Source organism: Nonomuraea terrae (genome assembly GCF_004348995.1).
In the GTDB taxonomy this organism is placed as follows: Bacteria; Actinomycetota; Actinomycetes; order Streptosporangiales; family Streptosporangiaceae; genus Nonomuraea; species Nonomuraea terrae.
Genome location: NZ_SMKQ01000001.1, coordinates 1 through 22,572 on the forward strand (window position 1 = coordinate 1; position 22,572 = coordinate 22,572).

29 protein-coding genes are annotated in these 22,572 nt (G+C 69.3%); 9 read left to right on the top strand and 20 right to left on the bottom strand.

The annotated features are described in order from the left end of the window. The 3 genes from E1286_RS00005 to E1286_RS00015 all read left to right on the top strand — a co-directional run. Nucleotides 1-416: C15 family peptidase (locus E1286_RS00005; protein WP_484213902.1), on the top strand; the 416-nt coding region annotated here is incomplete at its 5' end. After that, on the top strand, nt 400-1,434 hold the full coding sequence (locus E1286_RS00010) for a DUF2891 domain-containing protein (RefSeq protein ID WP_223189364.1): 1,035 nt from the start codon (nt 400-402) through the stop codon (nt 1,432-1,434). The genes E1286_RS00005 and E1286_RS00010, both read left to right, overlap by 17 nt. Before the next feature lie 252 nt (nt 1,435-1,686). Further along, nucleotides 1,687-2,487, top strand: coding sequence for an SAM-dependent methyltransferase (locus E1286_RS00015; RefSeq protein ID WP_132607848.1), 801 nt, complete (start codon nt 1,687-1,689; stop codon nt 2,485-2,487). A 315-nt stretch (nt 2,488-2,802) separates the two neighbouring features. On the opposite strand, the gene E1286_RS00020 is transcribed toward E1286_RS00015, so the two are convergent. The 5 genes from E1286_RS00020 to E1286_RS00035 form a co-directional block, all read right to left on the bottom strand. Beyond that, nucleotides 2,803-3,069: a hypothetical protein gene (locus E1286_RS00020; protein WP_165969494.1), complete on the bottom strand. Its 267-nt coding sequence runs from the start codon at nt 3,067-3,069 to the stop codon at nt 2,803-2,805. Then, entirely contained in the window at nt 3,056-3,223 is a 168-nt protein-coding gene (locus E1286_RS47425) for a hypothetical protein (RefSeq protein ID WP_165969495.1), read from the bottom strand. The genes E1286_RS00020 and E1286_RS47425 overlap by 14 nt, the downstream gene beginning before the upstream one ends. 148 nt (nt 3,224-3,371) lie before the next feature. Continuing rightward, the gene (locus E1286_RS00025) at nt 3,372-3,728 is read right to left on the bottom strand and encodes a hypothetical protein (RefSeq protein ID WP_132607852.1); all 357 of its coding nucleotides are present in this window, start codon (nt 3,726-3,728) and stop codon (nt 3,372-3,374) included. Between the two features lie 258 nt (nt 3,729-3,986). Continuing rightward, nucleotides 3,987-5,033 (bottom strand): acyl-CoA desaturase, encoded by a 1,047-nt coding sequence (locus E1286_RS00030; protein WP_132607854.1) that lies wholly within the window; start codon nt 5,031-5,033, stop codon nt 3,987-3,989. Between the two features lie 221 nt (nt 5,034-5,254). Next, a complete protein-coding gene (locus tag E1286_RS00035; RefSeq protein ID WP_246074259.1) occupies nt 5,255-6,193 on the bottom strand; it encodes a YihY/virulence factor BrkB family protein in 939 nt (312 codons plus the stop codon). 275 nt (nt 6,194-6,468) lie between these two features. Here E1286_RS00035 and E1286_RS00040 point away from each other — a divergent pair, with 275 nt between their 5' ends. Further along, complete coding sequence (locus E1286_RS00040; RefSeq protein ID WP_132607856.1) at nt 6,469-7,479, top strand: acyl-CoA desaturase; 1,011 nt, start codon at nt 6,469-6,471, stop codon at nt 7,477-7,479. Here E1286_RS00040 and E1286_RS00045 read toward each other — a convergent pair. After that, nucleotides 7,436-7,702: a hypothetical protein gene (locus E1286_RS00045; RefSeq protein ID WP_132607858.1), complete on the bottom strand. Its 267-nt coding sequence runs from the start codon at nt 7,700-7,702 to the stop codon at nt 7,436-7,438. The two genes, E1286_RS00040 and E1286_RS00045, sit on opposite strands and share 44 nt — an antisense overlap. A 240-nt stretch (nt 7,703-7,942) precedes the next feature. Here E1286_RS00045 and E1286_RS00050 point away from each other — a divergent pair, with 240 nt between their 5' ends. After that, entirely contained in the window at nt 7,943-9,346 is a 1,404-nt protein-coding gene (locus tag E1286_RS00050; RefSeq protein ID WP_132607860.1) for an FAD-binding oxidoreductase, read from the top strand. 42 nt (nt 9,347-9,388) lie between these two features. Here E1286_RS00050 and E1286_RS00055 read toward each other — a convergent pair whose 3' ends face one another. The 8 genes from E1286_RS00055 to E1286_RS00095 form a co-directional block, all read right to left on the bottom strand. Beyond that, the gene (locus tag E1286_RS00055) at nt 9,389-9,946 is read right to left on the bottom strand and encodes a DUF5979 domain-containing protein (protein WP_132607862.1); all 558 of its coding nucleotides are present in this window, start codon (nt 9,944-9,946) and stop codon (nt 9,389-9,391) included. Nucleotides 9,947-10,262: 316 nt separating this feature from the next. Further along, nucleotides 10,263-11,462 carry a cytochrome P450 gene (locus tag E1286_RS00060; RefSeq protein WP_132607864.1) on the bottom strand — a complete coding sequence of 400 codons (1,200 nt, stop codon included), beginning with the start codon at nt 11,460-11,462 and terminating at the stop codon, nt 10,263-10,265. Nucleotides 11,463-11,694: 232 nt separating this feature from the next. Continuing rightward, the gene (locus E1286_RS00065; RefSeq protein WP_132607866.1) at nt 11,695-12,456 is read right to left on the bottom strand and encodes an ABC transporter permease; all 762 of its coding nucleotides are present in this window, start codon (nt 12,454-12,456) and stop codon (nt 11,695-11,697) included. Next, nucleotides 12,453-13,250: an ABC transporter ATP-binding protein gene (locus E1286_RS00070; RefSeq protein ID WP_132607868.1), complete on the bottom strand. Its 798-nt coding sequence runs from the start codon at nt 13,248-13,250 to the stop codon at nt 12,453-12,455. The genes E1286_RS00065 and E1286_RS00070 overlap by 4 nt, the downstream gene beginning before the upstream one ends. Then, nucleotides 13,250-13,663, bottom strand: coding sequence for a DUF1048 domain-containing protein (locus tag E1286_RS00075; protein ID WP_132607870.1), 414 nt, complete (start codon nt 13,661-13,663; stop codon nt 13,250-13,252). The genes E1286_RS00070 and E1286_RS00075 overlap by 1 nt, the downstream gene beginning before the upstream one ends. Before the next feature lie 2 nt (nt 13,664-13,665). Then, nucleotides 13,666-13,995: a PadR family transcriptional regulator gene (locus E1286_RS00080; protein ID WP_132607872.1), complete on the bottom strand. Its 330-nt coding sequence runs from the start codon at nt 13,993-13,995 to the stop codon at nt 13,666-13,668. Between the two features lie 307 nt (nt 13,996-14,302). Then, on the bottom strand, nt 14,303-14,467 hold the full coding sequence (locus E1286_RS48750; RefSeq protein ID WP_187368089.1) for a hypothetical protein: 165 nt from the start codon (nt 14,465-14,467) through the stop codon (nt 14,303-14,305). Nucleotides 14,468-14,642: 175 nt separating this feature from the next. Beyond that, entirely contained in the window at nt 14,643-15,392 is a 750-nt protein-coding gene (locus E1286_RS00095; protein ID WP_132607876.1) for an SDR family NAD(P)-dependent oxidoreductase, read from the bottom strand. A 123-nt stretch (nt 15,393-15,515) separates the two neighbouring features. On the opposite strand from E1286_RS00095, the gene E1286_RS00100 reads away from it, so the two are divergent. Beyond that, the gene (locus E1286_RS00100; protein ID WP_132607878.1) at nt 15,516-15,950 is read left to right on the top strand and encodes an Rrf2 family transcriptional regulator; all 435 of its coding nucleotides are present in this window, start codon (nt 15,516-15,518) and stop codon (nt 15,948-15,950) included. Between the two features lie 177 nt (nt 15,951-16,127). On the opposite strand, the gene E1286_RS00105 is transcribed toward E1286_RS00100, so the two are convergent. Beyond that, nucleotides 16,128-16,442 (bottom strand): SCO4225 family membrane protein, encoded by a 315-nt coding sequence (locus E1286_RS00105; protein WP_132607880.1) that lies wholly within the window; start codon nt 16,440-16,442, stop codon nt 16,128-16,130. A gap of 263 nt (nt 16,443-16,705) precedes the next feature. Between E1286_RS00105 and E1286_RS00110 the strand changes: the two genes are divergently transcribed. Both E1286_RS00110 and E1286_RS48960 read left to right on the top strand, forming a co-directional pair. Further along, nucleotides 16,706-18,151, top strand: coding sequence for a cellulase family glycosylhydrolase (locus E1286_RS00110; RefSeq protein WP_246074261.1), 1,446 nt, complete (start codon nt 16,706-16,708; stop codon nt 18,149-18,151). Nucleotides 18,152-18,431: 280 nt separating this feature from the next. After that, complete coding sequence (locus E1286_RS48960) at nt 18,432-18,869, top strand: hypothetical protein (RefSeq protein ID WP_223189366.1); 438 nt, start codon at nt 18,432-18,434, stop codon at nt 18,867-18,869. 319 nt (nt 18,870-19,188) lie between these two features. On the opposite strand, the gene E1286_RS00120 is transcribed toward E1286_RS48960, so the two are convergent. Further along, the gene (locus E1286_RS00120) at nt 19,189-19,887 is read right to left on the bottom strand and encodes a winged helix-turn-helix transcriptional regulator (protein WP_132607882.1); all 699 of its coding nucleotides are present in this window, start codon (nt 19,885-19,887) and stop codon (nt 19,189-19,191) included. A gap of 100 nt (nt 19,888-19,987) precedes the next feature. On the opposite strand from E1286_RS00120, the gene E1286_RS00125 reads away from it, so the two are divergent. Further along, entirely contained in the window at nt 19,988-20,350 is a 363-nt protein-coding gene (locus E1286_RS00125) for a DsrE family protein (RefSeq protein WP_132607884.1), read from the top strand. A 25-nt stretch (nt 20,351-20,375) separates the two neighbouring features. Here E1286_RS00125 and E1286_RS00130 read toward each other — a convergent pair whose 3' ends face one another. The 4 genes from E1286_RS00130 to E1286_RS00145 are packed head-to-tail and all read right to left on the bottom strand — an operon-like array spanning nt 20,376 to nt 22,566. Beyond that, nucleotides 20,376-20,654, bottom strand: a complete 279-nt coding sequence (locus tag E1286_RS00130; RefSeq protein ID WP_132607886.1) for a muconolactone Delta-isomerase family protein — start codon at nt 20,652-20,654, stop codon at nt 20,376-20,378. Nucleotides 20,655-20,667: 13 nt separating this feature from the next. Next, entirely contained in the window at nt 20,668-21,375 is a 708-nt protein-coding gene (locus E1286_RS00135; protein ID WP_132607888.1) for an alpha/beta fold hydrolase, read from the bottom strand. After that, on the bottom strand, nt 21,372-22,223 hold the full coding sequence (locus tag E1286_RS00140) for a class III extradiol dioxygenase subunit beta (RefSeq protein WP_132607890.1): 852 nt from the start codon (nt 22,221-22,223) through the stop codon (nt 21,372-21,374). The genes E1286_RS00135 and E1286_RS00140 overlap by 4 nt, the downstream gene beginning before the upstream one ends. Next, a complete protein-coding gene (locus E1286_RS00145; RefSeq protein WP_223189368.1) occupies nt 22,216-22,566 on the bottom strand; it encodes a hypothetical protein in 351 nt (116 codons plus the stop codon). The genes E1286_RS00140 and E1286_RS00145 overlap by 8 nt, the downstream gene beginning before the upstream one ends. Nucleotides 22,567-22,572 lie beyond the last annotated feature (6 nt).

Here is a 22,572-nt window from a genome sequence, read left to right on the forward strand (position 1 = left end):
TCACGGTCGAGCGCGTTGCCATCAATCTCGATGACGCTCGCATCCCCGACAACAAGGGCGCCCAGCCCGTCGACGAGCCCGTCGTCGTCGACGGCCCGGCGGCGTACTTCTCCACCCTCCCGGTGAAGGCGTGCGTGGCCGCCGTCCGCGACGCCGGCCTGCCGGCATCCGTCTCGCAGACGGCGGGCACGTTCCTCTGCAACCACGTCTTCTACGGGCTGATGCATCTCATCGAGTACGGCCGGCCGGGGGTGCGCGGCGGTTTCGTGCACGTGCCCTACCTGCCCGAACAGGTCCCGGGCGGCGACCAGCCGTCGATGTCCGTCCAGTCGATCGCCGAAGCGCTGACGGCGATCGTGTCCGTGGCGGTCACCACGACCGCGGATCTGAAGGAGACCGGTGGCGCTCTCCACTGATCCGCTGCCGACCGTCGCCGATCTCGCCCCCCGCTTCGCCGGCCTCGCTCTGGAGAACGTGACGCGGGAGTTCCCGAACGCTCCGCAGCACCTCGTCACGGGTCCGGGCGACATCGTGCCGCCGCGCGTCCACCATCCGGCTTTCTACGGCTCCTACGACTGGCACTCCGCGGTGCACATGCACTGGCTGCTGGTCCGGCTGCTGCGGCGGAACCGGACGGAGATCGACGAGGCCGCCGTTCGCGAGGTGCTGGACCGGCACCTGACGCCCGAGCACCTGACGACCGAGGCCGTCTACCTGCGCGCCCACCCGACGTTCGAGCGGCCCTACGGCTGGGGCTGGCTGCTCGCGCTGGCGGCTGAATGCGAATCGGCCGGTGGCGACGGTGCACGGTGGGCGGGCGCGCTGCGCCCGGCGGTGACGGCCGTCGCCGAACTCGTCGAGGGGTGGCTGGCCAAGGCCACCTATCCGGTCCGCCATGGCGTTCATGCCAACAGCGCGTTCGCGCTGGGACTGGTCCTGGACTCGGCCGAGCCGGCCGGGTGCGCGGCACTCGCGGGTGTCGTCTCCGAGACCGCCCGGCGTTGGTTCGGCACCGATCGCGACTATCCGGCGGCCTGGGAACCGTCCGGGCAGGACTTCGTGTCGCCGGCACTCGCCGAGGCGGATCTGATGCGGCGGGTGCTGACTCGGGAGGAGTTCGCGGCGTGGCTGTCGGCGTTCCTGCCGGGGCTGGCACACGGTGAGCCGCAGGCTCTGCTGGAGCCGCCGATCGTGTCCGATCGCCGCGATCCGCACATCGGGCACCTGATCGGGCTCGCGCTCAGCCGCGCGGCGGCGCTGTGGGCCATCGCCGCCGCGCTACCGGCGGACGACGGGCGGAGTCCAAGGCTCACCGCCGCTGCCGAGACGCAACTGAAGGCCGCTCTTCCCCAGGTGATCGCCGGTGACTTCGTCAGCGATCATTGGCTCGCCACGTTCGCCGTGCTCGCCTTGGACGCCGCCGATCCGGTATGACACCTCGGCTGCGGCCAGGACGACGCTCAGCGTCCGTCCGCCCGCGCGTGCCCGTGACCACGGCGGGCCGTACGGGATCACAGATCGACATAGATCACCATTTGTCGCTACGCTCCCAGTAAGGGCACGTCGCTGGTAACCGGCTCGTCCGGAGCCCATGGCCGTACGCCGAGGACACCGCCCGACGGCTGCCGCGCCATGACGGCCGGCGGGACAGACGATGGACGAAGACCGGCTGGCACGAGGTGAGTTGTGGCTGAGACATCGCCGAGGGAGTTCAACCCCGAAGTCGCGCACAACGCGCGCGTATGGAACTACTGGCTGGGCGGGAAGGACAACTTTCCGGCCGACCGCGTGGTAGGCGACCAGGTCCGCGAGATGTTCCCCGCCATCGTCGACGTGGCCCGCGCCGACCGGGAGTTTCTCGGGCGAGCCGTACACCATCTTGTCGGCGAGGCCGGCATGTGGCAGTTCCTCGACATCGGGACGGGCCTGCCGACCGCGAACAACACCCACGAGGTCGCCCAGCGGGTGAACCCCCGGGCGCGGATCGTGTACGTGGACAACGACCCCCTGGTGCTCGTGCACGCGCGCGCCCTGCTCACCGGCACAGAGGAAGGCGCGACCGACTACATCGACGCCGACCTGCGCGACCCGGACGCCATCCTGCGGGAAGCCGCGAGGACGCTCGACCTCACCCAGCCTGTGGTGATCATGCTGCTGGGCGTCGTCAACTTCATCAGCGACACCGGCGAGGCCCAGCGGATCGTGAAACGTCTGCTGGAGGCGGTGCCGTCGGGAAGCTACCTGGCGCTCACCCATCCCACGATGGACATAGGAGGCGGGTCCAACGCCGAGGCGCTGGACTTCTACAACGCGCACGCCACACCACAGATCACGGCGCGCGGCAAGGAGGAGCTGTCCGGCTTCCTCGACGGGCTGGAGCTGCTGGAACCCGGCCTCACGTCGTGCTCGCTGTGGCGGGCCGAGGAAACGCCGTTCGGCCCTCCCGACCCGGTGGCGCAATACGGCGTGGTCGCCCGCAAGCCCTGATCGAACACCTCCAGCCGTAAGACCCGCCAGCAGAAAAGGCCCGTCACCGGCGGAAACGCGGTGGCGGGCCTTTGTCTGGCTGTCTGTGGTGATCAGGGGAGTTCTACGGCTGCTCACGGCCATCACGCGGCTGAGCGTCGCGCCCGGCAGATGCGTGAGACCGGATGATCTCCAACCGTGAACCGGCAGGTCACCTCCCTACGACCGAATCGCGCACCCCCACTGGACGAGTTCGCGGAACCAGGGCCGGCTGGTACCGGGAGAGGGGAGAGGCGGAACGATGCGTGGAGGCGAGCCGCGCCTTTCGTGCCGATGTCAGTCTGTGGGCCCCAGCCCGGCGATGCGTTGCTCGCGCACGTCCTGCAGGGCCCGCAGGTAGCCGATCTCCAAGGCACGACAGATCAGGTTGTTCATCTCGGCAGAGCCGTCGAGGCGTCCCCAACCGGTGAACTCGTTGGACACCGCCTCATCGGCCAACCGCTCGTCGCCCGCATCACCGGAACGTGGCCCGTCGTAACGGATCCGGCCGATGAACTCGCTCCATTCCTCCAGCTCAGCACGCGCGTCATCATCGTTGCTCATACTGGCCATCGTGACCCATGATCACTTTCTTCGCGAGCTCATCCGGCGCGCTCGGCGGGGAGGGCGTGGTCGAGAGGGTCGAACGATGTCCCGCCGGGGCCTTCGTGAGGATCAGGCCGGAGCCGTCGGTTTTGCTGGCCGTCTTGCGCGCCAAGACGCCCTACCCCGTCCGACCAGGAGCGATGTCTTGCTGCAGGAGAGGTTCGATCATCGCGGTTCGGCCCTGAGCGCATGAGCCCCAGCCGGGACCGACGCCGCAGCGGCGTCCACCCACCGCAGGGGACTCGCTGCCCTTGCGGCGCTCATTCACCCACGCTCTCATCGGGCTGCCCCCCGTCCACGCTGGTGTCGAGGAGGTAGGCCCCGGCATCGTGCAGGGTGATGCCGTAGCCCGGTGCCTGGTCAGGAGGCGTCCATTCGTTTGTCGCGCCGACCGCCTTGAAGCGGGTGTCGCGGGTCGGGCCGTCGCCGACGAGATGGCCGCGCAGATGGCCGGCGCGGTCGTACACGGCCCACCGGCCGGCGCCCACCTGCGGCATGGCGTCCGGGTTGTCCTTGAGCCACTGAGCATTGGCCGCGTGATCGGGCCGTTCGTCGGCCCCGTTCGGCTGGGAGGGGTCAACGGTGGCGTGATCTTCGGTTTTGCGAGCACTGCCCATGTCGCGTCTCGCTCTCTGATTGTGGCTGTTGCCTCCGAGAGGTCGGAGAAGCATTCTCAGCCTAGGAACACACGGTATGGCACACTCGGCCCGGCCACGTCCGTGTGCCCACCGCCGGCGGTGTCGGCCTGGCGGGACCGCGCTCGCCGCGGCGGTACCAGGCGATGACGTGAGAGGCGCGCCCGGCGAGGTCAGGCCCCAGGGAAGTGGCCCTGCCGATGCCTGCGGCCCCACGGGTGACCGGCGTCGTCCTGCTGGTCAGGCCCGTCGCGGATCCGCTTCATGGCCTGCTCTCTTGGCGTACGCGGGCGCCTGTCGGGTTGCCGAGACGGTCATCACCGCGTGACGGCGGCGTTGGACGCGCTCGTGGTCGGGCCAGTGCACGTCGCTCGCCCAGCCGAGCCGTTCGAACAGGCCGATCAGGCCGGCGGACGGGTCGAGCTGGCCACGATCGAGGCCGTGGCGGGCGCAGCTGGGCTCGCTGTGGTGGCCGTTGTGCCAGCTTTCGCCGAAGGAGAGCAGGGCCAGGGGCCACAGGTTCGTCGCCCGGTCGTGGCGGCGGGTCCTGAAGGGCCTGGTGCCGATGACGTGGCACAGGGAGTTGACGCTCCAGGTGACGTGCTGCAGCAGCGCGACGCGGATCAGCCCGGCCCACAGGAAGGCGGTCAGGCCGCCGTACAGGGTGCCGGTGATCGCCCACCCGGCCAGGAACGGCAGCGCCAGCGACAGCGCGCACAGCGCGGGGAAGGCGCGAGCTACGCGCGTCATGGCCGGGTCGGCCAGCAGGTCCGGGGCGTAACGCGCGGCCGGGGTCGGATCGTCGGCGAACAGCCACCCCAGGTGGGCGTGGGCAAGCCCCCGCAGCTGCCCGCGCAGACCGGTGCCGTACCGGTAGGGAGAGTGCGGATCACCAGGTCGGTCGGTGAACGCGTGGTGGCGGCGATGCACCGCCACCCAGTCGATGACGTTGCCCTGGAAGCCCATCGACCCGGCGACAGCCAGGGTCACGCGCAGCCATGGCCGGGCGGTGAAGGAAGCGTGGGTGAGCAGCCGATGGAAGCCGATCGTCACTCCCAGGCCGGTCACCACATAGAGGCCCGCGGCGAGCAGCAGGTCGGTGAGCGCGACTCCCCGCCCCCACCCCAGGAAGATCGCGACGCCGAGGGCGACGAACGGCAGAACCACGATGGCGGCTGTCAGCGCCACCTGGGCCCAGCCGGCTGGCGCGTGCTCTTCTGCCCCGGGGAAGGGCGATGAGCCGTCGTAGTCCTGACGGCGTTCCACCGCCTGTTCGGAGATGGTCATGGAGGACCTTTCGTGTCGTTCGTACGGTTCGCCGGTACGTAGCACCAACGCCAGGTCGACCGAGCGCAGAGCGGAGATCACCGGGTGGCTGCGCCGATCGCTCACCTACCAGTCACGGTGATCGGCGAGCCGGCGGAAACCCGCAATCCCAGCAAGGCCCATCATCTGCGGCGATAGCGAGCCCGCCGACGAGCCGCGTCCGGCTGAGCCACCCAGCGTGATCACTTCCGACCTGGCCGGGTGGCCAGGTCGGTCACATCGCCGGTGGCGCTGGTGGCCGCCAGCGCGGTGGCGAACAGGATGAGCTGGTTGAGCACCTTGAGGAAGAGCAGCATCGCCACCGCTCCGGTGACGACCTGGTAGGCGGGGTTGGCGGCGGTGAGGTTGAGCAGGGCTTGGCCGAGGGTCTTGAGGATCTCCAGGCCGATCGTGATGACGAGCGCCGGGCCGATCACCCGGCGCAGCGGCAAACGCAGCCGGGGCGGCGCGGTCAGCAGCGCCATGGCAAGCAAGGTGTTGATCCCGATTCCCAGCACGAACGCCGCCACCGACAGCACCCCGCGAGCGGGCATGGCGTCCACGCCCACGGTGTTCACCGCAAGCCAGGTCAGCACCCGCTCGGCGGCGAAGGCGACGGTGAGCGACAGGGACAACAGCACCCCGAGCCCGGCCACCACGCCCAGGTCGATGATCTGGCGCAGGAAGAAGTTGCCCGGGTACTCCTCGAGCCGCCAGATCGCCCTGGTCGCCGAGCGCAGCGTGTCCATCCAGAACAGGCCCGCCAGCGGCAGCACCACACAGGCCACCAGCCCGGCCGTTCCACCGGCGGTGCGAAGCGCTTGGACGTCGAGGCGGGGGAAGGTGTCGCTCAGGTAGCGCTGCACCTGGGCCAGCGCCTCCGGATAGTCCAGAATGCGGCCGAGGATGGCGAACCCCAACAGGGCCAAGGCGAAGGTGGCGAAGAAGGCGTAGTAGGTGAGGGCGGCCGACAGCCGGCCGGCGTCGGCCTTGTCGTAGCGGATCAGGGCGCGCACCGCGTGATCCAGCCAGCCGTGCCGGCTCCTCGCTCGCTTCCAGCCCGTGGCCATCCGGTCGGCCCAGCGCCGAGCGGCGCTCATGGCCGGGGCCGGTACGTCGGCGGGATGCGACCGTGAGCGCACGCCGCGCTCGTTTCACAGAAAATGGCTCACCGTGCCGTCATGAGAAAGCTGGTAGGGCGGAATGCCCCTACCCATGACTTAAATTTCTCCAACATCTTTCTGGCTCCAGCATGGAAGCGCACGTCGGTTCCGTTCGGTTTCACAGCGCGACATTGACGGACGGCTCCTCTGAAGCCCGGTATCGGGCCAAGGTGGTGTGGCCACCGTGCGCGTGGGCAGGTGAAAGGGCTCCAAGGAGGTGAAAGGACGCTGCACGCGTGATGGGGGGAACCGGCATGGCTTCGACGGGTGCAGGCAGCGTCGATCGGGAGCGGGACGGCGCGGTGCCGATCGTCGACGGACGTAAACCGGTAGCGGCGGTAGTCGCGTTGTGGGTGTTCGTGCTGGTGCCGTTCGCGGCGCTGGTCGCCGCGATCCCGGTGGCCTGGGGGTGGGGGCTGAGCTGGACCGACGTGGCGATCGCCGCCACGGCCTACGTCCTGACCGGGCTCGGCGTCACGGTGGGCTTCCACCGGTGTCTCACCCACGGCGCGTTCAAGGCCCGGCGGTGGCTGCGGATCGGCCTGGCCGTGGCCGGGACGCTGGCCGTGCAGGGTTCGGTCATCCAGTGGGTGGCCGACCACCGGCGCCACCACGCCTTCGCTGACCGCGACGGCGACCCGCACTCGCCCTGGCGTTACGGGCACAGCGTGCGCGGCCTGGCCAAAGGACTGTTGTTCGCGCATGTCGGCTGGATGTTCGAGCGTGACCGCACCAACCGGCGGCGCTTTGCCAAGGACCTGCTCGCCGATGCCGACATGGGCCGGGTGGACCGGCTGTTCTGGCCGCTGGTCGCCGCCTCGCTGCTGCTGCCGCCCGCCGTCGGTCTGCTGGCCACCGGCACCTGGCGGGGAGCGCTGACCGCGTTCTTCTGGGGCGCGCTGGTGCGGATCGCGATGCTGCACCACGTCACCTGGTCGATCAACTCCATCTGCCACGTCTTCGGCGAGCGGCCGCTGAAAACCCGCAACGGGGACCAGGCCGCGAACTTCTGGCCGCTGGCGATCCTGTCGTTCGGCGAGAGCTGGCACAACGGCCACCACGCCGATCCCACCTGCGCCCGCCACGGCGTGCTGCGCGGCCAGCTCGACATCTCCGCCCGGCTGATCTGGCTGATGGAAAGGCTCGGCTGGGCCCACGACGTACGCTGGCCGACCCCGGCGCGCCTGGCCGCACGGCGCCGCGAGCCTTCCCCCTCGGCCGTTACCGCTCCCTCCGGGCAAGCGCCTGCTCGGCCTCCGCGCTGAGCAAGCGCGCGGCGACGGTCACCTCGGTGAGCTGACCAGGCGTCATCGCATCCAGACAGGCGGCGAGCCGCCGCCTGTCACCGTGGCAGGCCATGCTCGCCGCGCTCTGGACAGCGAGCGCGCGAGAGGCGGTGCCGATCGCTTTCAAGACGTCGGCCAGCGCCTGATCCACGTCATCGCTCGGACCCGGCCGCCGTGGCGGTGGGCATTCAACGTCGTTCACCTTGCCGTCCTCGATCTCGGAGTGTGGCCCCACCCGTCGTGCGGAAACGCGGTGCCGGGCCTCTCGCGTTGTGATCGTTCTCGAACGATCATGTCAGTGGATCTCAGCCCCGGTGATGTGTCCGCGGCGACACTGGCTCCCTCCACGCGCGCGTCTACCGTTCAGGAAGAGCGTCACAGCACCCCGGCCACAGGCGATCGCCGCGGCCGATACGCGTCAAGACGCACGACCGGAGGGTATATGGGTACGAGCCGCACGGACGTGGCGGTGCTCGAAAGAGACTTCGCGGGGCAGGTACTGCTGCCCGGTGACGAAGGCTATGACAGGCACAGGAGCGTGTGGAACGCGATGGTCGACCGGCGCCCGGCGGTCATCGCCCGCTGCACCGACCGCGGCGACGTCGCCACCGCGGTGCGCTTCGGGCGCGCCCACGGCCTCGAGATCGGGGTGCTCTGCGGCGGCCACAACATCCTGGGGCTTCCGGTGACCGACGGCGGCCTGCTGATCGACCTGTCCCCCATGGACGCCGTACGAGTGGATCCGGAGGGCCGTCGCGCGTGGGTCCAGGGCGGCGCGCTGCTCGGCGCCCTGGACCGCGCGACGCAGCCGTACGGCCTGGCCACCACGGCGGGGAACGTGTCCCACACCGGCGTGGGCGGGCTGACGCTCGGCGGCGGGATGGGCTGGCTGGCCAGGGGGTACGGCCTGTCGTGCGACAACGTGACGTCCTTCGAAATGGTGACCGCCGACGGCGACGTGGTGCGCGCGGACGCGAAGGAGAACGCCGACCTGTTCTGGGGGCTGCGCGGTGGTGGTGGCAACTTCGGCGTGGTGACGGAGTTCGAGTTCCGGCTGCATCAGGTCGGCACCCGGTCGCTCCTGGTGGACCTGTACTTCCTCCCTGAGGACGCCGCCACGGTGCTGCGCGGATGGCGCGATCTGATCGGCGACGCGCCGCGCCACGCCACCTTGACCGCGTGGGTCGGCACCACGGACGACTGGCCGCACCTGCCGCCCGCGCTGCACGGCCGGCCGCTGGCCGGCGTGGGGTACGTCTGGGTGGGCGACCCGGACGAGGGACGCCGCCTGCTGCCGGCACTGCGTGACCTGGGATCGCCGGTCGCCGAACGCGTCCAGGAGTTGTCCTATCTCGACCTCCAGACGATGGACGACAGCGCCGAAGGCCACAGGCAACGCCGGTATTGGAAGGGCCACTACTTCAGCGAGTTCCCCGACGACGCCGTCCGCGCCTTCCTGGCCCGCGGCGCCGGCGTCGGCGACGCCGACGCGTCCTGTCTGCCGGCGGCCGGCCTGCAGTCGTACGGCGGTGCGATCGCGGACGTGGCCGACGACGAGACGGCCTTCAGCCATCGCGACACGCTCGTCGAGTTCGTCGCGGCGGCGCGCTGGTCGGATCCCGCCGAGGACGCGGAACGCATAGCCGCCGCACGCCGATACGCGGCGTCGCTGGAGCCCTTCGCCGCCGGGGCCTACGTCAACGCCCTTGCCGACGAGGGCGAGACGGGCGTGCGGCGCGCGTACCCCAAGGAGAAGCTCGCCCGGCTGACGGCGCTCAAGGATCGCTACGACCCCGACAACGTCTTCCACCTCAACCACAACATCCCACCGACGTCACGGGGCTGAGGCCTGGGCGGCGCCGTGCAGGCAGCAGCGGCTCCAGCGCCGTCACCGCGCGGGTGTCGTCCCGCAGGCGTGCGGGTGCTTGTGCCCGGGCCCGCAGGCGGGGCGATAGGTGTTGGTGATGGAGACCTGCTGGGTCTGGTTCGCCGTCACGATGATCGTCGCAGGCGAGATGACCGGCGGGCTGACGAGGTCGACGTGATCGTTGTCGCCGGTGACCGGCTCGGTGATCGTGCACTCGCTGCCGGCCGGAATGCCGGTGACCATCGTCCGACGGCTGCCGACGGGTGCGCTCGCGCGCATCGGCACACGGTAACGGACGAGCTTCTGCGCGTCCGCCAGGCTGGGGTTGCTCCTGTCGTAGAGCAGGACGGTGCCGACGAGCACGGTCACCGTGCGTTCGATCACGAAGCCCTGGGGACTCTCACCCGAGACGCTTCTCGCCCACAACCTGGTGCCGGGCGCCACCTGGGCGCCCTCCTGCAACTGGTTGGCGCCGTTGGGGTCGGTGAAGACCTCGACGCCCTCCAGGCGCAGCGTCCGGGGACCGTCACCGGTCACCGTGAACGGGCCGGCGATCCCGCCGGTCGCGGGGATGGCCATGGCCTCGGGCGTGGCCGTGAGCTCCGGCGTCGCCGACTCGGGAGTGTTCGCCGTCGGGCAGGGCCGGATACGCGTCCCGGTTGGCGACCGGGTCGAAGCCGGCGGGCGCATCCCCTCCCGCCGATGCCGTTCCGTTGACGATGCCTTTCCGGTACCCGGGAGTCCCCCGTGAGGCTGAAGCAGAGATTGCGGGGGAGAGGCACGTCACCAGCGGAAACGCGGTGACGGGCCCTTCGCTTCGTGGCCGGCCGGCTACGACGATCAACGGCTGTTCACGGCCGAGTTTCGACGCATCGTTGTTGTCACCGGCTCGCGGTCACACCTCCCAGGTGACAGGGAGGCTCTTGACCCCGTAGATGTCCGCGGTCTCCGGGCGCAGCGCGACCTCTTCAGCCGGTACGGCCAGGCGCAGGGTGGGGAAGCGGTTGATCAGCGCGGGGAGCGCGACGCGCAGCTCGACGCGGGCCAGCTGCTGGCCGAGGCACTGGTGGATGCCGTGGCTGAAGGCCAGGTGCCCGCCGTCCTGCCTGCGCAGGTCGAGCACGTGGGGGTCGGTGAAACGTTCGGGGTCGCGGTTGGCGGTGTTGAGCGACAGGATGACCGTCGTACCGGCCTTGATGGTCTGACCGCCCAGCTCGACGTGCTCCAGCGCGACCCGCTGGAACTGCTTGGCGACGCTCAGGTACCGCAGCAGCTCCTCGACGGCGTTGTCGGTGAGCGTGGGGTCGGCGCGCAGCGCGGCCAGCTGCTCCGGGTTCCGCAGCAGGGCGAAGGTGCCCAGCGCCAGCATGTTCGCGGTGGTGTCGAACCCGGCCGACAGCAGGATCAGGGCCATGCCCCGCAGTTCCTCGTCGGTCAGGTCGCTGTCGGTCAGGTCGCTGAGCACGTCGTCGGTGGGGTCGGCGCGTTTGGCGGCCACCAGGTCGGCGAGGTACTGCTGGGTCGCGGTGTAGGCCGCGAACAGCTCCTCGTCGCCGACCTCCCCGCCGAGGAACTTGTCGATGTCGTCCTGGAAGGAGCCGCGGTCCTCGTACGGCACGCCCAGCAACTCGCAGATGATGACGGCGGGGATGGGCTTGGCGAACGCGGTCACCAGGTCCGCCGTGGGCCCGGCCTTCTCCATGGCGTCCAGGTGCTCGGCGGCGACCTGCTCGACGCGCTCGGTGAGCTGTCGCATCCGCCGGACGGTGAACTTGCCCACCAGCGGTTTGCGGTATCGGCTGTGCTGCGGCTCGTCCATGAGGAGGAACTCGCCGGGCGGCGCGGGCGGGACCTCGATCTCGCCGTAGTCGATCGACGGGTGGTGGCGCATGAGTTCCCTGCGGGAGCTGAACCGTTGGTCGGCCAGGACCGACCTGGCCAGGTCGTATCCGGTGATCAGCCAGCCCTGGTGTCCGTCGGCGAAGGGCAAGCGGCTGATCGGGCCGTGCTCGCGGGCCTCGATGAGATCCTTGGGCGGGTCGAAGGGGCAGCCGGGCTGACGCGTGGTCGGCAGCGTGGTGACGGTGTATACCATGATCATTCCTTCTCGCGTAAAGTCGCGTCGCGTTCAGATTTCCTGCCGATCGCGGGAAGTGCGTTCAGGCAGCTGTCAGAGTCAAGGAAGGCGATGACGCTCTTGAACGGTGATTCGTCTGTCTCGATCAACGGCGCGGTATCGCGATGCGCACCGACGAAGTCGCACGCGACCCCCGCGCCGCGATCTGCCTGTCCGCCATGTTGATCAAAACGGGCTCGATCAGTACGGCCTAGGCGATTTTGCGGCGGTAAGCGGCCATGGCGAAGAGGTGCGCGACGACGAGGATGGCGACGCACCAGGCCAGGGCGATCCAGATGTCGGTGCCGACCGGCTGCTGGGTGAACAGGTCACGGATGGCGTTGACGATGGAGGTCACCGGCTGGTGCTCGGCGAAGGCGCGCAGCGGGCCGGGCATGGTGTCGGTGGGAACGAAGGCCGAGCTGAGGAACGGCAGGAAGATGAGCGGGTAGGAGAACGCGCTCGCCCCGTCCACGGACTTCGCCGACAGACCGGCGATGACGGCGATCCACGTCAAGGCCAGGGTGAACAGGATGAGCATGCCGGCGACCGCGAGCCATGCCAGCACGCCCGCTCCCGAGCGGAAGCCCATGAGCAGGGCGACGAGCACGACGACCACGAGCGAGATCAGATTGGCGACCAGTGAGGTCAGCACGTGCGCCCACAGCACGGACGAGCGGGCGATCGGCATGGACTGGAAGCGCTCGAAGATGCCGCTCTTCATGTCCATGAAGAGCCGGAACGCGGTGTAGGCGATGCCCGAGGCGATCGTGATGAGCAGGATGCCGGGCAGCAGGTAGTTCACATACGAGACCGGGCCGGTGTTGATCGCGCCGCCGAACACGTAGACGAACAGCAGCAGCATGGCGATCGGCATGACCGTGGTCGTGATGATGGTGTCCGCGCTGCGCGTGATGTGGCGCAGGGATCGTCCTAACAGGGCGGCGGTGTCGACGAAGAAATACTTGGTCATCGTTGTTCCTTGCTCATCCGTGTCGCGTTCTTGCCGTTGGCACCGACGAGCGTGAGGAACACGTCCTCAAGGGTCGGCTGCTTTTCCACGTATTCGACCTTGGCGGGCGGGAGCAGCTGCTTGAGCTCGGCCAGGGTGCCGTTCACGATGATCCGGCCCTCGTGCAGGATCGCGATCCGGTCGGCGAGTTGTTCGGCCTCGTCCAGATACTGGGTGGTGAGCAGCACCGTCGTGCCCTGGTCGGCGAGTTCCTTGACGGCCTGCCACACCTCGATGCGCGCCTGGGGGTCGAGCCCGGTCGTCGGCTCGTCGAGGAAGACGACCGGCGGATCGCCGATGAGGCTCATCGCGATGTCGAGGCGCCGGCGCATGCCACCGGAGTACGTCGACACCTTCCGCGCTGCCGCGTCGGTCAGCGAGAAACGCTCCAGCAGGTCATCGGCGATCCTGCCGGGATCCTTGAGGTGCCGTAATCGGGCGACCAGCACGAGGTTCTCCCGCCCGCTGAGGATCTCGTCGACGGCGGCGAACTGTCCGGTGAGGCTGATCGACTCTCGCACGTTCGCCGGTTGCGCGGCGACGTCCAAGCCGTTGACCCTGGCCGTGCCCGCGTCGGCCTTGAGCAGCGTGGACAGGATTTTCACGACCGTGGTCTTGCCCGCCCCGTTCGAGCCGAGCAGGGCGAAGATGCTGCCCCGCGCCACGTCGAAGTCCACGCCGCGCAGCACCCGCAGCTCCTTGTACGACTTCTCCAGGCCCTGCACGTGGATCGCCTGGGATTGCTGTGCCGTCATCAGACGGTCCTCTCTTCTTCTCCGGTGTCTTCGCCGGCGGCGCGTTCGATGGCGCTGGTGAGCCGTTCGCGCTCCCGGCTGATCCACCGCCCTGCCGAGTAGTTCTGCGCGAACGCCTCGACGAACTCCACGGGGTCCTCCCCGAAGATCTCGCGGATCGGGGTTCCGTCCGCCGCGCTCTGCTCGAACAGATCGGCAAGGTCCTCGTACATCGAAGCCGCGTCGGCGCCGTCCCCCGGCCCGAAGTGCATCAGGTACCGCTCCATCGCCTCGACCGCCGTGCGATAGCTCTCGGGAAGCTGTTTGGTGCGCGCTTTGTACCGCCGCCAGCGCCTCTTGTCCTCGAGCGGCCCGGTGACCACCTCCAGGTACTGCAGGTAGCGACTCTTCGGCTCGTTCGACCCTGTGTCCATGTCTACTTACCTTCTTCGCGGAGCTGTTCGAGCCGTTCTGCGAGGAAGCTCCAGGTCCTCCAGAACTCTTCGAGGTACTCCCGGCCCTGAGCGTTCAGGGAATACACCTTGCGCGGCGGCCCCTTCTCGGACGGGACCTTCTCCACGTCGACGAGACCGCGCCGCTCGATCCTGACGAGCAGCGCGTAGACGGTGCCCTCGGCGATGTCGCTGAAGCCCTGATCCCGCAGCCACGCGGTGATCTCGTAGCCGTAGGCGGGCCGGCCGGACAGGATCGCGAGGACGATGCCCTCCAGCGTTCCCTTGAGCATCTCCGTCAGGAGCTTGCCCATGGGACACCCCTTCCTTGAGCTACTTGGTGATACTGACTACCAGTACATAGTAACGCTGAATACCGGCGGCGCAAGCCCCACAAGCTGGTGGCCTCGTAGCGCACGGCGAGCTTGTCGTAGCGAGTGGCCGCAGCGCGGTGGCGTTCGAGCCGGGGGTGGTCCGCCTCAGCGGAGCAGCAGCTGGTGAAGGGCGGCGGCGCCGACGACCAGGATGAACGCGCGTAGCACCCCGGGGCGCAGGCGGCGGCCCACCCTGGCCCCAATCTGACCGCCGAGGGCGGAACCGGCGGCGATGAGCGCGACGGGTTCAGCGGAAGTCGGCGACGAAGAGGAAGAAGAGCGCGGCGAGGACGATCTCGGCGGCGTTCAGACCTTGCGTGCTCTCGTCGAGCAACATGCGCGGTGACCGGGCCGCGGAGCCCTTGACCGGCGCGGCGGCGAGGGGTTCGCCGGCGGTGCGCCGCGTGCGCACCGCCGGTAACCCGGAATGAGGAAACAACAACTACGTGAAGAGACCACGCGCATGCGTGCGGTCGAACGTGAGCGACACGACTGTGACTGAGCCAGAATCTTCGGCGAACCGCCCTGCCGTGCCGCCTCGATCAGGTTCTGGTTGCCCTCGGTTCGGATGCGGCGGGGGCCCAGGGTCAGGCGTTGTAGCCGCCGTGGGCGTCCAGCACCGCGCCCGTGACGTACGAGGCGGCGGGGCTCGCCAGGAAGGCGATCGCTGCGGCGATCTCCTGCGGATGGCCCTTGCGCTGCAGCGACAGCGTGCTGAGCAGCGCCTTGAGGGTCTCGGGGTTGGTTTCCATCCCGCCCTCCATCAGCCCGGCTTCTACCACGTTGGCCGTGATGCCCCGGGGCCCGAGGTCGCGAGCGACGCCCATGGTGTATCGCTCGATCCCGGCCTTGGTCGCCGAGTAGTCGGCATTGCCGGGGAGGCCGACCCGGGTGCCTAGCCCTGAGCTCACCGTGATGATGCGGCCGTCCGTGCGCAGAACCCGGGAGGCGGCCCGGATGATCGCGATCACGCCGAGGTAGTTCGTGGCGTGCATGCGGTCCAGCGCGGCGGTGTCGGCGTCCGGGTCGTCCACCGTGCGGCCGGCAACCGAGATCGCCGCGTTGTTGACGAGGATGTCCAGGCCGCCGAAGTGCGCGACCACCTCGTCGATCAGCGCCGGCGCCCCGCTCGTGTCGGCCTGGTCGGACCTGAAGGCGACGGCCTTCGCCCCGTTGCCGCGCACCTCCTCGACAACGGCCTGTGCCCGCTGCTCAGAGCTGGCATAAGTGAACGCGACGTCGGCGCCCTGCTCGGCCAGCAGCCGTACGGTCGCGGCTCCCAGCCCGCGGGAACCCCCGGTGACCAGGGCAATCTTGCCCGTGAGGGGCTTGTTCATTGTTCTCACCTCGCTGATCGTGTTGTCGCAACGCTATTGGTTACGACAATCTGATCGCAACTTTTATTGTTACGACTGAGCTGGTCGTAACATGGAGCGTTACGGCCGAGGGGAAGAGGGTTCGTGAGCGCCAACAGCAGGTTGACCATCGCCGCCCACGCGCTGGCCTGGATCGGCCTCTACCAGCGCCAGGGCCATGAGGTCGCCACTTCCGAGCAGATCGCGACCAGCGCCAACACCAATCCCGTGGTGATCAGGCGGCTGCTGGGCGAACTTCGCAGGGCGGGGCTCGTGGGGTCCCGGCGAGGCGTGGGCGCGGGTTGGTCGCTGGCGCGCGAGCTCACATCGATCACCCTGCTCGACGTGTACGAAGCAGTGGAACCCGGCCCGCTGTTCGCGATGCACCGCGCCACCCCGGACCAGGAGTGCGTCATCGGTTACGGCATCCAGCCGGCGATGCAGGGAATCTACGAGAGCATCGAGGAGACCCTGAGGCGCGAGCTCGCCCGCGTCACGCTGGAGGACGTACTCCGGGACGTCCTCGCCGCACCTCGCTAGAGCGCTGGAAGCCGGGTGTGGCCTCGCGGGCGTCGTTCACCAAGCAGTGGTTCGACGGTTACTCGGGCTACGGGCGGGGTGGGTCGCGTGGTGAGCGTTCGTACTACAAGGGCTACTGTCGACGGGCTCGCCCAGCATGCGGAGAACAGCAGATACCGGCGCGCTGCCGCCGCAGGATCAGGCGGCCCCATCCTGGGGGATGGCAGGGCCACGTGAGATGCGCCAGATCAGATACGACTGCAGCAGGCCGGCGGCGGTGAGGATCACTGTGAGAAGTACGGGGTCCGCCATCTGAGGTGGGACCGCATCCCATCCCCACCAGATGAGCGGCCCAAGAGGGAACGTCAGGAGCATGAGAGCGACGCCGGACAGCAGGATCGGGTCTGGCACGGTCAGGAGGATCACCACCGAGACGACGCCAAGAAGCACCACCAGACTGGCGTACACGCCGGCGAGAACTGCCGCGACCCGGCCATTCCTGTAACGCGTCATGCGGTCACTTCCTCGGATCCGTGGGCTCAGCCTAGCCACACGGGCTCGAAAGCTCCCTCCCGGACCTCGGTCGACACCGCGCAAGCGGGCGTGACGGTGAGAGGACCTGCCTGGAACTTGGGTCTTGCGTAAGGGTCGCTGTCAATTTACGCTGCGCCGCAAGTTAGGAAACTTTCTTAACGGAGTCAGGCAGTGGCGGCCTTCCCGGTGGTTGGGCGAGCGGTCGCCCGCGGCCGCGAGCTCCCGAAGAATCGGAGTCGTTCGTGAGGCGAAGTGCAGGTGCGAGGGTCTTCGCGGTCGTGGCCGCGCTGGTGGTGCCGCTGATGGTGCCGTCCGGCGCGAGCGCGGCCGGAGCGCGGCCGGCGGCGGCCGACCCGCTGGTGTCACACGGCAAGACCGTGACGGCCTCCTCGGTCGAGGCCGCCGGGCTGGAGCCGGGCAAGGCGGTGGACGGCAGCGCGTCCACGCGGTGGGCCAGTGCCGAGGGCGTGGACCCGCAGTGGATCCGGGTGGACCTCGGCTCCACGCACGCCGTCTCCCGGGTGCGGCTGACCTGGGAGGCCGCCTACGCCAGGGCGTACCGGGTGCAGACCTCGCCTGACGGGACCACCTGGAGCGACGTCTACTCCACCGCCGCCGGCGACGGAGCGACCGACGACCTCACGGTCAGCGGCAGCGGCCGGTACGTGCGGGTGTACGGCACGCAGCGCGGCACCCCCTACGGCTACTCCCTGTGGGAGATGGAGGTCTACGGCACTCCCGCGGGCGGCGGCGGCACTCCGGTCCAGGCCAACGGGCAGCTACGGGTGTGCGGTATCAAGCTCTGCAACGAGAACGGCAAGCAGATCCAGTTGCGCGGCATGAGCAGCCACGGCATCCAGTGGTACAACCAGTGCCTCAACAACGCGTCGCTCGACGCGCTGGCGAATGACTGGAAGGCCGACGTCCTGCGCATCTCGATGTACGTGCAGGAGGGCGGCTACGAGACCGACCCCCGGCTGTTCACCGACCGCGTGCACTCCCTGATCGAGATGGCCACCGCCCGCGGGATGTACGCGATCGTGGACTGGCACATGCTCACCCCCGGTGACCCGATGTACAACCTCAGCCGGGCCAGGACGTTCTTCACCGAGATCGCCCAGCGGCACAACGGCAAGAACAACGTCCTGTACGAGATCGCCAACGAGCCGAACGGTGACGCCGTCACCTGGTCCGTCATCCGCGACTACGCGCACCAGCTCATCCCGGTGATCCGGCAGTACGACCCCGACGCCCCGGTCCTGGTCGGCACCCGCGCGTGGTCGTCGCTCGGCGTCTCCGGCGGCGGCAACGAGACCGAGATCGTCAACAACCCGGTCAACGCGGCCAACATCATGTACACGTTCCACTTCTACGCGGCCTCGCACGGCACCGAGTACCTGAACACGCTGTCCCGGGCCGCGGACCGGCTGCCGATCTTCGTGACCGAGTTCGGCACCCAGAGTGCGTCCGGTGACGGGGCCAACGACTTCGCCAGGTCGCAGCAGTACCTCGACCTGCTGGCGCAGAAGAAGATCAGCTGGGTGAACTGGAACTTCTCCGACGACTTCCGTACGGGCGCCGTCTTCACCACCGGGACCTGCCCGAACGGCTCGTTCGCGGGGACGGGCCGGCTCAAGGAGGCCGGCGTCTGGGTCCGTGACCGGATCCGCACCGCCGACGACTTCTGACGCGGGACAGGTGTGTGGCGCGGGCGCCCCGATGCGGGGCGCCCGCGTCCGGCATGTTGTCGCCGTCTTCAGGCGGCCGCGCCCTGTGGTGCCAGGGGGAGAGCGGACCTCGCCGGGGGCTCGTGATGCCGCGCGAGGTACGCTCCACGGTGGACTATAGGGAGGATCCGTACCGAAAGGTGCGCAAGGGTGCAGCGGGTGGCTGCTTTCCATCGGGGTTCTCACGGCGACGGGAGGCTGAACGTTGGCGCGCCGGATAACGCTCTTCGACGCAGTGATCATGGCCGGGGGCCTGATGCTCCTGGCGGTCGGTGCCCACCAGGCGGGCCCCGCACTGGCAGCGGCACGCGGTGACGGCACGCCGGGCACGTTCACCGCCGTACGCGCGGATTGCTTCGAGCACCATCCCGGCAAGCAACTGTGCACCTGGCTGGGCGACTTCCGGTCCGACGACGGCAAGGTGCTCCGCAAGGGGCTCACCCTCTACGACCCCGAGCAGGACTCGCTCACGGCCGGGCGCACGGTGTACGCCTTCGACACCGGGCGGCCTGATCACGTCTACGGCGCGCACGGATCCAGGGAGTGGGTCACCGTGGTCATTCTCGTCGTGCTGGGCGTGGTGCTGCTGGCCCGGCCGTTGCTGTTCCGGCGCCGCCCCCGCGACACCGCTCGGCAACCTGTGGCGAGCGGCGATGCCCGCGAAATCGGCCGTGCCTAGCCCCGATCGCGCTGCGAAGCCGCGCCTGAGGGTGCGTCCGCGCGAGGCGGCGGCGGCGATCTCGAAATAGTCGAGCTCGGTCGGTCCGTGCACTGGGTTCGCGCGGCGGGCCGAGATCTGCGACATGTTCACGATCGCGCCGATCTCGTTCTCCGCCGCCGCCTGGGCGAAAAACGTCGTCGCCTCGATGAGGCCGGGCCTGATCGGATACGTGATTCGTCGTGCCGGCGCACGAGTGCGCGCACGGGAAGGCCGGCTTCGGTCAGGGAACGGACCGTATACCCGCCGGTCTTGCCGGTTGCTCCCACAGGGCCGGCTCTCAGGGGTGGCGGGGAAGCGGCGACGCCGCGCGTTCGACGGCGGCGAACGGGCTGACGTGCAGCCACCCGGGCAGCGCCCGGCACGCGTCGCGGTCGCCGGTCAGCCGGAGCGTCTCGTCGCGCAGCGCCGCCGACCAGGTCACGTCGCCCATCCAGACGCGGGTGAGTGACGGGACCTCGGTGTCCATCCACACGCTGACCGGGAACCCGGGATCGTGGTCGCACACGTCGAGGCCGCCGGAACGGGACAACACGAGCCACCACCGCCGCTGGCCGCTCGGCGCGTCACCGAAGTGCACCTGCACCGTGGCCGCCCGCTCGGGCATACGGGCGGGCTCGGCCTCCCGCTGGATCTGGAGCATCAGCAGCGCGGGATCGAACTCGTCCGGGCGTATCTCCTGCATCCAGCGAGCACCCCAGGCGGCCATCTGCTCCATCAGCGGCGCCAGCTCCCGCCCGGCCGGCGTGAGGAGGTAGCGCGGCTCGCCGTCGACCACGTCACGTCGTACGAGACCGGCCCGGCTCAGCTCCCGCAACCGGGTCGCCAGCAGGGAGGGGGACATCCTCGGGACGCCCCGGGCGATGGCGTTGAACCGGTCCTCGCCCCAGAGGAGCTCCCGGATGACCAGCAGGGTCCAGCGTTCCGCGAGGATCTCGGCGGCTCGTGCGACCGGGCAGTGCTGACCGTACCGCTTCATGGGCCACGCTCCCGGAGGTCGCTACAGAAAACGTACTAGGCCGCGGCCCGGGCGTCACGCAGTCTCAGGAAGGAAGCGAACGTATCCGAGAAGGAGTGACATGCCAGGAAAAGCAGTAGTCAGCCTGACCACCGGCCTGGAGGACACGGAACGGGTCACCGTGGCGTTCCTCGTGGCGGTCGGCGCGGCCGAGGAGGGCCGGCCGACGTTGATGTTCCTGACCAAGGAAGCCGTCCGGCTGGCGTTGGAGGGGTTCGCGGTCGGCGTGGCGTGCGCCGGTTGCCCGCCGCTGCCGGAGCTGGTCGAGCGCTACCAGAACGCGAGCGGAACGTTCCTGGTGTGCCCGATCTGCTTCAACGCCAGGGGGCTCGACGAGGCCGAGCTCATCAAGGCCGCCACGCTCGGCGGCACCGTGCCGATGTGGCGCTGGATCGGGGACGGCGCCACCACGTTCAGCTACTGACCCGTCCGCTCCCGGGCGAATGGTGCTACTTCCGCTCCTGCGGGTGGGTGGCCAGGGGCTCGACGGACACGTCCATCCATTTCCACATCGGCAGCGAGGCCAGCGCCTCGTGCAGCGCGGTAGCGTCGTCGGCCTCGTAGAGGCCGATGGTGGCGTTGCGTCCGGGGACCCGCCAGAGTCGTTTGAGTATGCCCGCCTCCCGCAGTTGCATGGCGCGCTCACGTTCGGCTCGGCGCAGGCGCTCACGGGTGTCGTCCGGCGTGTCGACCGGCATCAGGTTCTCCGTGCGTACCAGGAACTCCACTAGCCTTCCCCTTTCACGACGCGTTGATGGCGAGCAGCAGCTCAGCGAGTTCCTTGGGCGCGGTGACCATGGCCTCGTGGCCGGTGGCGAGGTGGTGCACCGGCCAGCCGAGTGCCGCCGCCCGCTCGGCATGGGGCTGGAACACCCGCATCCAGTCGGTGCACTCGACGTACGCCGCCGGCACCTCGCCGGAGCCGCCCCCGAGCCGCAGGGGCTCGGTGTACGTGAGCCACGGGTGCGGGGTCAGGCGCGGCCCCAGCCACTCCAGGTCCGCCTCCTCCGTCACGCCGAGCACGGTCAGCGAACGCACGGGGATGAGCCAGCCGAAACCGGGGCCGGCGACCGATTCCCGGTAGTGCCCGGCCACCGTCTCCGGAAGCAGGTCGATCGCGGCGTCCCCGTCGCCGCCCACGAAAGCGTCCAGGTAGACGCGCTTGGCCAGCCGGTCAGGGACGCGATCGGCGACGCCGGTCACCACCTGGCCGGCGTAGCTGTGCCCCACCAGCACGACCTCGCGGAGGTCGTGCGCCTCCATCAGCGCCACCACGTCCTGGACATGGGTGGACAGCCCGACCGACGGGTTGAGGAGATGGGCGCGATCGCTGACGCCGGTCAGGGTCGGCGTGTGGACCTCGTGGCCGGCTTGGAGCAGCGACGGGATCACCCGCCGCCATGCCCAGCCGCCATGCCAGGCGCCGTGCACCAGGATGAACGTGCTCATGCCTCTCCCAGGTCTTCGAACAGTGCGAGCGCCGCGGCCGTGTTGGAGGCGGGCACGTGATAGGTGTCGTGGACGCGCGTGATCCGGTCGCTGAGAGCGCCGCGCATGACGAGCCACATGATCAGCTCTATGCCCTCGGTGCCGGCCTCGCGGATGTACTCCTCACGCGTGAGCGCGGCCAGTTTCTCCGGCTCGGACTCGATCGCCTGGAGGAACATGCGGTCGAACTCGGAGTTGATGAGCCCGGCCCGCGCGCCGGCGAGCTGGTGCGACATGCCGCCCGTACCGAAGACCGCGACCTTGAGATCCTGCGGGAACGACCGGATCGCGCGTCCGATCGCCTTCCCCAGCGCATGGCAGCGGGCTGCCGTCGGCTGCGGGTACTGGATCACGTTGACCAGGACCGGCACCACCGCACACGGCCAGGCCTCACCGGGATCCGGGCAGTACACCGACAGCGGCACGGTCAGGCCGTGGTCGACGTCGAGCCGGTGGAAGGTGGCGATGTCGAACCCGTCGTCCACGAGCTCACCCACGAGGTGGGCACTCAGCTCGGGCGCTCCCACCACCGGCGGCACCGGTCGGGGGCCCCATCCCTCGTCGGCCACGTCGTAGGACCCGGCGGCGCCGATCCCGAACGTGGGCACGAGGTCCAGGTCGACCGCGTTCGCGTGGTCGTTGTACACGATCACCGCCACGTCCGGCCGGTGCGCGGCCATCCAGGCGCGGGCCGGCTCGTAGCCGTCGAACAATGGCTTCCAGTAGGGATCGGTGGTCTTGTGGTGGTCCATGGCGGCGCCGATGGACGGCACGTGCGAAGTCGCCAGACCCCAGATGATCTCAGCCAAATCTCCGTCCTCCCGAGCGCATGGCCGCCGTGAACTCCTCGGCCGACATCCCGGTGAACACGCCGCCGAGATGCTGCATCGACTTGCCGTCCAGCACCGCGAGCTTGAACGTGTAGAAAATGGACGCGCCCAGGTCGAGCATCGCGGTCCAGTCGCGCTCCAGGATCGCCCGCTTCTGCTCCGGCGAAAGGCCGTAGGCGTCGCAGTAGGCGGCCTCGTCCTCGCTGAAACGGTGCCGGTTCTCCGGGTCCTTCAACGACCCGCACAGCCGGTTGATCGCGTAGCCTCGTCTGCTCGCCGCCAGGTCGAGCAGGTAGTTGTCCTGGGCCTTGGTCATGGTCATCCCTGC

Excerpts from the sequence above, each read along its gene's own strand:
- E1286_RS00095 (WP_132607876.1), bottom strand. The coding sequence starts at position 15,392 with ATGAACAAGCCCCTCACGGGCAAGATTGCCCTGGTCACCGGGGGTTCC.
- E1286_RS00135 (WP_132607888.1), bottom strand. The coding sequence starts at position 21,375 with ATGAGCACGTTCATCCTGGTGCACGGCGCCTGGCATGGCGGCTGGGCA.
- E1286_RS00120 (WP_132607882.1), bottom strand. The coding sequence starts at position 19,887 with ATGAAGCGGTACGGTCAGCACTGCCCGGTCGCACGAGCCGCCGAGATC.
- E1286_RS00020 (WP_165969494.1), bottom strand. The coding sequence starts at position 3,069 with ATGAGCAACGATGATGACGCGCGTGCTGAGCTGGAGGAATGGAGCGAG.
- E1286_RS00145 (WP_223189368.1), bottom strand. The coding sequence starts at position 22,566 with ATGACCATGACCAAGGCCCAGGACAACTACCTGCTCGACCTGGCGGCG.
- E1286_RS00080 (WP_132607872.1), bottom strand. The coding sequence starts at position 13,995 with ATGGGCAAGCTCCTGACGGAGATGCTCAAGGGAACGCTGGAGGGCATC.
- E1286_RS00070 (WP_132607868.1), bottom strand. The coding sequence starts at position 13,250 with ATGACGGCACAGCAATCCCAGGCGATCCACGTGCAGGGCCTGGAGAAG.
- E1286_RS00055 (WP_132607862.1), bottom strand. The coding sequence starts at position 9,946 with ATGGCCATCCCCGCGACCGGCGGGATCGCCGGCCCGTTCACGGTGACC.
- E1286_RS00075 (WP_132607870.1), bottom strand. The coding sequence starts at position 13,663 with ATGGACACAGGGTCGAACGAGCCGAAGAGTCGCTACCTGCAGTACCTG.
- E1286_RS00065 (WP_132607866.1), bottom strand. The coding sequence starts at position 12,456 with ATGACCAAGTATTTCTTCGTCGACACCGCCGCCCTGTTAGGACGATCC.
- E1286_RS00125 (WP_132607884.1), top strand. The coding sequence starts at position 19,988 with ATGCCAGGAAAAGCAGTAGTCAGCCTGACCACCGGCCTGGAGGACACG.
- E1286_RS00105 (WP_132607880.1), bottom strand. The coding sequence starts at position 16,442 with ATGACGCGTTACAGGAATGGCCGGGTCGCGGCAGTTCTCGCCGGCGTG.
- E1286_RS00050 (WP_132607860.1), top strand. The coding sequence starts at position 7,943 with ATGGGTACGAGCCGCACGGACGTGGCGGTGCTCGAAAGAGACTTCGCG.
- E1286_RS00030 (WP_132607854.1), bottom strand. The coding sequence starts at position 5,033 with ATGACCATCTCCGAACAGGCGGTGGAACGCCGTCAGGACTACGACGGC.
- E1286_RS00060 (WP_132607864.1), bottom strand. The coding sequence starts at position 11,462 with ATGGTATACACCGTCACCACGCTGCCGACCACGCGTCAGCCCGGCTGC.
- E1286_RS00025 (WP_132607852.1), bottom strand. The coding sequence starts at position 3,728 with ATGGGCAGTGCTCGCAAAACCGAAGATCACGCCACCGTTGACCCCTCC.
- E1286_RS00040 (WP_132607856.1), top strand. The coding sequence starts at position 6,469 with ATGGCTTCGACGGGTGCAGGCAGCGTCGATCGGGAGCGGGACGGCGCG.
- E1286_RS48960 (WP_223189366.1), top strand. The coding sequence starts at position 18,432 with ATGGCCGGGGGCCTGATGCTCCTGGCGGTCGGTGCCCACCAGGCGGGC.